Below are 6435 nucleotides of genomic sequence, written 5' to 3' on the forward strand. Positions count from 1 at the left end.
TCGACACAGAGTGCTAAAAATCCTTATTTCCCATATACTCCATTTTTGGTTACTCTGGGGTTAACCGAACACTAATGAGCCCACTTGGGAAAAAGCAAATGATACGGTGCAAAAACTTATTGAATATAATGCAAACGAAGCTAAAGAAGATGCGCAAAACTCTATTCAAGCTTATCAGGAGGGAAAAGTATTTCTTATAGCATCCAGCTTTATTGCCAGTATTGTAGGAGTGATTATTGCTCTCTGGATAGCAAGCCTAGTCATAAACCCGATTATAAATCTTCAATCACTCATGACAAAGGCCGGTAGTGATGATTTAACCATTCAAGCGGAAGTTAAATCTAGCGATGAAATCGGACAATTAATGATATCATTTAATCAAATGATTAGTAACCAAATTGATGTCGTAAGAGGAGTTGTTCATGCCTCAGGGCAGGTAGCTGCGACTTCTGAAGAATTAGCTTCGTCAGCAGAACAAACATCAAAAGCGACCGATCAAATTGGGCAAAACGTTCAAGAGGTGGCCTCTGGCGTTGAAAAAACATCAAAGGCTGTAGAGAATGCTAGTATTGTGGGACAGAAAATTGGGGAGGCCATACAAACTATAACCGTTAGTTCAACGAAAATGAGTTCTTCCTCGACAGAAGTGCTTAGGGCTACAGAAAATGGGCTAAATTCCATCGAAAGTGTAACAAATCAAATGGATATGCTAAATTCTGTTGTGGACGATTCGGCAAATACCATACATAATCTGGGTGATAAGTCACAATCGATCAGCCAAATTGTTGACGTTATTTCTAATATCGCTAGCCAGACGAATTTACTCGCTTTGAATGCAGCGATTGAGGCGGCACGAGCTGGTGAAATGGGAAGAGGTTTTGCCGTCGTGGCCGAAGAGGTTCGAAAATTAGCCGAAGAATCTGCGAAAGCTACCCAAGAAATCAGTACATTAATTCTTGAAGTTCAATCAGAAACAAAAAGAGCCGTAGAATCTATGACTAAAGGAACCTTGGAAGTTAAAAACAGTACTCATATGGTTCGTCAGTCTGGAGAACAGTTTCAAAAAATCGCAAAACTTGTTGAGGAAGTTACGCGACAGATCCACGAAGTCTCAACTTCGATAAAAGAAGTTTCTATAGCTAGCGAAGGAATGCAATCATCTATAAAACAAATAAAAACGTTGGCTGAAAAATCATCGGCCGAAACTCAAGGGATTGCCGCAGCTTCTCAAGAACAGACAGCCTCTATGGAAGAGATTGCATCAGCATCTCAAAACCTAACTTACTTAGCCGAAGAATTACAGAGTCGGGTACAGACCTTCAAGTTATAGAATATTGGAAGGCGTGACCTCGTTGGGGCCACGCTTTTCCTTTTTCTAAAATATATACCAGTAAACTTACGATTGTACGGTCTTCTATTTGATTGGTTGTAATGCTTCAGCTTGGCATACTCTTCCTGAGGTCGATCGCTTTAACGTAATACCATGATGGCTTAATTTATCTTTCGAGGCAGCAGCGGCCTGGAGGCTTCGAAAATATATTTTCGTTATTGGTTTGATGTTCTAAGAATAATTGGATTTTATAATTGCTCGCATATCACTATTTCATTTGCATTTTCGTATAGTAATATTACCAAAAGTTGGAGGTGATATAATGCCGGTCAAAACCCGTTCGAGTAAATGTAAACAGTTTGCACAAATTCTTAAAGGAAAAGTTATCGCTTCTAAAAATAGACTTTGTGTTGTACAACGGATCAGAAATATCAAGGCAACAGTACTAAATAGACGAACCCGTTCCCCCCTTGTAAAAGCCGCACTTTTCTCATTTGAGTCCCCAGATAAACAAGGACGGACTTTAAACTTAGGAGAAACGGTGATATTGCAAAGAGAAATTAATCCCTTTATCTCTGTTCTACGAAGAAACAAGATAAAAGTAACAGCTTTGCATAATCACTGGTTATTTGAAAAGCCCAGACTTTTTTATATCCACTTTGAGTCAAAGGAAAAGCCTTTAAGATTCGCCAGAAAAGTTGCAAAAGCCTTTACAGTATTGAAGAAATAAGCACTGACTTTGTAGCATTCTAAGCAATAACATTTATTTAAGCGTGTGGCAGTGTTTACTGTCCACGCTTTTATATATCGTTCACTCGGTAATCAGCTTTTTCATAAAGTAGTAGTGGGTATCGAGGATCGCGATGATGTTGATCAAAATGGCCAAAGCTACAATGCTTAACCGCTGGGTTTTATTTACTCGGCGGTCATTCTTTTCCTTTCACACCAATATGTCCCAACCATAAACTGGTAATGTGAGTAAACCCTTATTTAACTTTGAAAGGAGGAGTTCACATGGGTGCTGTGGTTGCTGGTGGTTATGTCGGGTTCCCGACTATAGTAGGACTTATTATTACTCTCATCGTTATTGGAGCTTTTTATCCCGCGATTATTGGCGTCGGGTACGTTGGTGACGGTTGTTAGTTAAGAGAGGAGGTAATATCTATGGGTGCATGTGGGTGCGGTACAGGGGGCTATATCGGAAATAGCATTGTTGCCTTGGCTATATTGATTATCATTATAGCCATCCTCGGCACCGGTTTTGGTTTTGGATTTGGTGCTTACTAACTACTAACCTTATATTGAAGCTTGAGGCACTTATTGTCCACGCTTTTTTGTTATTGATTGCTTACAAGTTATATAGATTTCTCTATATAAAATTCTGTCCCAATATAATACTGATTCGTTTTACACAAAAAATCGCCCATGTTCTTGTACGAAAGAGGGCGTTGAATATCCATACTCACAAATACTCGGTTCACACCACAGTTAATAAAAAACACCGACATTGTATGGTCGGGATAACCTCTCCTGAACCCGATATTCAAAGTCATAGACACCGTTATTCAGGCAGAACTACCCTAAACCACCAGCATATTCACTACTATTGCGGTGTAACCGGTCCAGCCGTTTATGTTTCAGGACTTGGTCACTATCACGTGATAGAAGGAAAAACTAGCTATGACTTGAGACATTTACACTTTTACAATGGTCGAACAGGATATTCCGGTTGAGCGAAATTACTAGTAAAATGATTCGCTGCAAGTTGTGACCAGAAAAATAGTAAATGCAAAACGAGAAACCTTGAAAACGTATTGATATTTTAGGATTAAGATTTCGAATCGCTATTCAGGTCCATTTGTGTTTTACTAGAAATTATAGAACCGCTGGGTAAAGCCTCCAGCGGTTCACTGTTTTTGGACGAATTAACCCATCATCATACGGCGTCGGCGGCAGCGTACGCGAATAACAGCCGTTTCTCCTCGGTTGAGCGTGATCGTAAAAGTTCGAATGGCCATTTCGATACCTCCTTTCATGTGGGTTCTTTATTACTATACTCTCAATTTCTAATATTTGTTATCAAGGTTCGATTCGCATTTAATAGCTTAAGGGGCAATAGATTCTCCCTCTCTAGATAACTATTGTTTTCCGTACCCACTAATGGACGCTAATAAACGAAAATTACGTGTACATGTTCAGTTGGTTCGGTGGTTATAATGTTCTAGCGATGCTGGCAGGGATTTACTTCAATAGCTTTTGTGGGGTTATTTGGGGTTCTGGTTCATCCCCTGCCACCGCTTTTTACGCCTTTAATACCGGAGTAATTAAGAAGCGTGAGCCTTTCAATAAGGGCCACGCTTTTCCTTTTTCTAAAGCATATTCCCGGTGAATTGGCGATAATAAACTACTTTGCTCCGTGATACTGCCCGGGCATACTCGTTCAGAAAGACAGTTCTTGATTAGTCTGCTTAGAAACTAGTTTAAGTTAAGGTTACATATAATGAAATCTATTACTTTAGCAGGAATCGCAATAGTTATATCGAAAATCAAAATAAAGACATTGTATAAGCAAAAATGAAAGTAGGTGTTATCATGAATTCTCTTAAAGCGAAAACAATAATTATTTTGCTACCCTTAATCACTTTGGCTCTCGTTTCACTTAGTTGGTTAAGTTATACGAACTACAGAAGTACACTTAACGCAAATCTACAGGAGCAAATGAAATTAAACATCGATAATATGGCAAAAGATGTTCAAATGCGACTAGGTTTTCACAGTAAACCCGCCTTAGCTTTGGCTCGATTTATTGAAACAACCGGGACCACAATAACTAAAGAACAGTATATCTCAGTTGTAAAAGACTTTTTATCCGTGAATTCTGATACTCTCGGCATAGGGGTTTGGTATGAGCCGTTTCGATATCAACAAAACATAAAATATTTTGGTCCTTATGCTTACCGAGATAAAGATTATATCCATTATACTGAAGATTATTGTACCCCAGAATATGATTATCCCAATACAGATTGGTATAAGAATGGTAAAACTAATTTAGAGTCTATTGTTTGGTCCGAACCTTTCTATGATAGCGTAACGGGTAAAACGATGGTTACTACAACAGTCCCTTTCACTGACAAAAATAAAGCTTTTCTAGGTGTTGTTACCGCAGACATAGATATTGCTAGCATTCAAGGAATGGTTGCTAATGTTAATGTCGGAGATACTGGATATGTACTCTTGACTGATAAAAAAGGTAACTACTTATCTACGCCTGCAAAAGATAAGATTATGAAAACAAAAATCCAGGATGACCCCGATGATAACATTAGTTCTCTTGGTAAATTGATACTTGAAGAAAAAACAGGAGTTGCAAGGTTTGGTAATTCATCAGGAGAATATTTAGCATTTTATAATTACATTCCTGAAATCGAGTGGCATTTAGTAATCGTTGTCCCGGAAAAAGAAGTTTTTGCCCCACTCAATGCCCTTATTGCCAAAATAACTCCTGTTATTATCGGTTCCTTACTATTTGTACTTATTGTAGTATTTTACTTCGCCAAATATTTATCTAGTAATATTGGTAGGATAAACGTTGCTTCAAAGGCAATTGCAAATGGTGATTTAACCCAGTCGGTTGCGGTTCAATCGAAAGACGAAATCGGTCAACTAGCAATCCATTTTAATAGTATGATTACACATATTAAATCGATAATTCAAAAAATACACCAAGAATCCCAGCAATTAGCGGCCGCTTCGGAAGAATTGTTGGCAAGCTCGGAACAAAGTAGTAAGGCATCTGAACAAATAACGGAAGCAGTACAAGAGATATCCTCAGGAATGAACGATCAGCTTCAAGCGACAAAAGAAAGTCAACTCTCTGTTGTTAAAGTATCAAAGCAAATGGAGCATATTGAATCTTCCTTAGATTATGTGAAAAAAGCTCTTTATAAGGTTAAAGAGAATGCTGACGAAGGTAATGCGATGGTATTAAAGATGATAAATCAAATGCAGCTAATTCAAAAAAATGAAGAGGCTACTTCTAAGACGATTTTGAACCTAAACGAAAAGTCGAAAGAAATAGGAGATATATTAACGCTAATCTACTCGATTACAGAACAAACAAATTTGCTTGCATTAAACGCCGCAATAGAAGCAGCCCGGGCGGGGGAACACGGTAAAGGCTTTGCAGTCGTAGCTGGTGAGGTTCGCAAATTAGCTGAAGACTCAAGGAGCTCTGCGGAAAAGATCCTAAGCATTGTATCTGAGATTCAAAATGATACTAAGCTATCAGTTGAGATGATTTCTAGCGGAGTACGGTCGGTAAACGACGGTATCGTTTTAGCAAACCAAACAGAAAAATCATTTAACGAAATTCTTCTCTCATTAGAAAGTCTTGGTGATCAAGCACACACGGTTAACTCCGCAGTCTCTCTTTGCAAAAACGAAGGTAAAATAATGGCTAATGCGGTGGAAGGTATTTCTTCTATATCGGATCAGGTTGCATTTAGTCTTCAAAACGTAGCAGCTTCTACAGAGGAACAACTAGCTTCAATGCAAGAGATTTCTGCTGCCGCAAATACTTTATCAAAAATGGCAGATGAATTACAGTCAACAGTAAATGTATTTAGGATATAAATTTTCACGATATTAAGACCGTTGTCCACGGTCTTTTTCTTTTTCTCCGTTGACTTCCTCCCCCATCAGAGCGATGATGTCACTGCGGCAACCGCCCACCAAGGAGGAATGAATATCGAAGAATAACCGACCCCAACAAAAAATTAAAAATTTAATTCCGCAAATGATTTTTTACCGTCTTAAAATCAACGACAAGCATTTTGCTTCAAATAGTCAACTTGGCCCGGTGCATGATGGGCCAGCAGTTAGGAGGAATGGATATCGAGGAATAACCGGTCCCACAAAAAATAAAAAACTCAAGTTTCGCACACAGAAATAGGCAAGTAAGCCTTGATATAGTTGGGTAAAGAGCCAATCCATTTCTGGAGTTGACTTTTAATCAAAGCGGCTAACTTCTTGTTGCAGTTTTTAACGACATCATCAATAATCGACCAAAGTTGTTGAAGAGCCACCGCCCATTCCAAATCATT

At 38.6% G+C, this 6435-nt stretch carries 6 protein-coding genes; all 6 read left to right on the forward strand.

The features are described from left to right. Window positions 1-106 precede the first annotated feature (106 nt). The 6 genes from GJ688_RS21440 to GJ688_RS19060 all read left to right on the forward strand — a co-directional run bounded on the left by GJ688_RS21440 (window position 107) and on the right by GJ688_RS19060 (window position 5965). Window positions 107-1330, forward strand: a complete 1224-nt coding sequence (locus GJ688_RS21440) for a methyl-accepting chemotaxis protein (RefSeq protein ID WP_155478096.1) — start codon at window positions 107-109, stop codon at window positions 1328-1330. Window positions 1331-1652: 322 nt separating this feature from the next. Beyond that, window positions 1653-2060 (forward strand): DUF1259 domain-containing protein, encoded by a 408-nt coding sequence (locus GJ688_RS19050; protein WP_155478097.1) that lies wholly within the window; start codon window positions 1653-1655, stop codon window positions 2058-2060. A 284-nt stretch (window positions 2061-2344) separates the two neighbouring features. Next, window positions 2345-2473 (forward strand): hypothetical protein, encoded by a 129-nt coding sequence (locus GJ688_RS21175; protein ID WP_268892119.1) that lies wholly within the window; start codon window positions 2345-2347, stop codon window positions 2471-2473. 21 nt (window positions 2474-2494) lie between these two features. Beyond that, window positions 2495-2617 carry a hypothetical protein gene (locus tag GJ688_RS21180; RefSeq protein WP_268892120.1) on the forward strand — a complete coding sequence of 41 codons (123 nt, stop codon included), beginning with the start codon at window positions 2495-2497 and terminating at the stop codon, window positions 2615-2617. 161 nt (window positions 2618-2778) lie between these two features. Further along, entirely contained in the window at window positions 2779-3063 is a 285-nt protein-coding gene (locus GJ688_RS19055) for a YmaF family protein (RefSeq protein WP_170292165.1), read from the forward strand. Between the two features lie 859 nt (window positions 3064-3922). After that, the gene (locus GJ688_RS19060; RefSeq protein ID WP_170292166.1) at window positions 3923-5965 is read left to right on the forward strand and encodes a methyl-accepting chemotaxis protein; all 2043 of its coding nucleotides are present in this window, start codon (window positions 3923-3925) and stop codon (window positions 5963-5965) included. Window positions 5966-6435 lie beyond the last annotated feature (470 nt).

It is taken from the genome of Heliobacterium mobile (genome assembly GCF_009720735.1).
Lineage (GTDB): Bacteria > Bacillota > Desulfitobacteriia > Heliobacteriales > Heliobacteriaceae > Heliobacterium > Heliobacterium mobile.

Excerpts from the sequence above, each read along its gene's own strand:
- GJ688_RS19060 (WP_170292166.1), top strand. The coding sequence starts at position 3,923 with ATGAATTCTCTTAAAGCGAAAACAATAATTATTTTGCTACCCTTAATC.
- GJ688_RS21175 (WP_268892119.1), top strand. The coding sequence starts at position 2,345 with ATGGGTGCTGTGGTTGCTGGTGGTTATGTCGGGTTCCCGACTATAGTA.
- GJ688_RS21180 (WP_268892120.1), top strand. The coding sequence starts at position 2,495 with ATGGGTGCATGTGGGTGCGGTACAGGGGGCTATATCGGAAATAGCATT.
- GJ688_RS19050 (WP_155478097.1), top strand. The coding sequence starts at position 1,653 with ATGCCGGTCAAAACCCGTTCGAGTAAATGTAAACAGTTTGCACAAATT.